Annotated in this window: 1 protein-coding gene; it reads left to right on the forward strand. The window is 45.6% G+C overall.

The genetic code is table 11. The features are described 5' to 3' along the window. Positions 1 to 1241: glutamate--cysteine ligase (gene gshA, locus R7M72_RS25050; RefSeq protein WP_318056452.1), on the forward strand; the 1241-nt coding region annotated here is incomplete at both ends.

Genomic DNA, 1241 nt, shown 5'->3' on the forward strand with positions numbered 1-1241 from the left:
CAACAACACCTCATTCAGAGGGTTTGGGTTCAGCGTTCACAAACAAATGGATCACCACCGATTTTTCTGAATCGTTGCTGGAGTTCATCCCTCCGGTTTCTCATGACATTCCAGAATTGATGGCGCAACTGAAAGACATTCACCATTTCACTCAAACCAAAATGGGCGAAGAAAAGATGTGGCCGCTTTCTATGCCATGTTATGTCGGCAGTGAAGATGATATTCAGCTTGCTCAGTACGGTTCATCGAACTCGGCGAAAATGAAAACATTGTACCGTGAGGGGCTAAAACGCCGTTACGGTAGCTTGATGCAGATTATTTCTGGTGTTCACTTCAACTTTTCATTCCCTGAGTCATTTTGGGATGCGCTTTATGGTGAGCAGGATGAGCAAGCTCGCCAAGACACCAAATCAGCCGCTTACTTTGCTTTGATTCGTAACTATTACCGTTTTGGTTGGATGATCCCTTACTTCTTTGGTGCATCGCCAGCGTTATGTGGTTCGTTCATTCAAGGCCGTGAGACTAAACTCCCGTTTGAAAGCATCGGTGGGACACTGTATCTCCCTAAAGCGACGTCTCTTCGCTTGAGTGATCTTGGTTATACCAACAGTGCTCAAAGCGTATTGAAAATTGGTTTCAACAGTATTGACCAATATCTTGAAGGTTTAGGTGATGCGATTCGTCGACCATCTGAAGAATTCGCAAAAATTGGAGTAAAAGTGGATGGTGAGTACCGTCAGCTCAATACCAACATTCTCCAGATTGAAAATGAATTGTACGCACCAATTCGTCCGAAACGCGTAGCGAAAAGTGGTGAGAAGCCTTCAGATGCATTGAGTCGCGCGGGCGTGGAATACATTGAAGTGCGCTCATTAGATGTGAACCCATTCAGTGCCGTTGGTGTTAGCGAAGAGCAAGTTCGTTTCTTAGATCTTTTCCTAACGTGGGCGGCGTTGTCAGATTCTGACCCAATGGATAACTGCGAACTAGAATGCTGGCGTGACAACTGGAACAAAGTGATCATCTCTGGTCGTGAAAAGGGTTTGATGCTGCAGATCGGTTGCCAAGGTGAACGCTTATCTTTGCAAGATTGGGCGAAGCGAGTATTCGTTGAGTTGCGCCAAATTGCAGTAGAGATGGATTCTGCTGCTGGTGGCGATGCTTACCAAGCTGTATGTGACAAGCTAGAAGCATGGATTGATAACCCTGAACTAACGATCTCTGGTCAACTATTAGAGCTA

The organism is Vibrio sp. YT-18, from assembly GCF_033337345.1.
Lineage (GTDB): Bacteria > Pseudomonadota > Gammaproteobacteria > Enterobacterales > Vibrionaceae > Vibrio > Vibrio alginolyticus.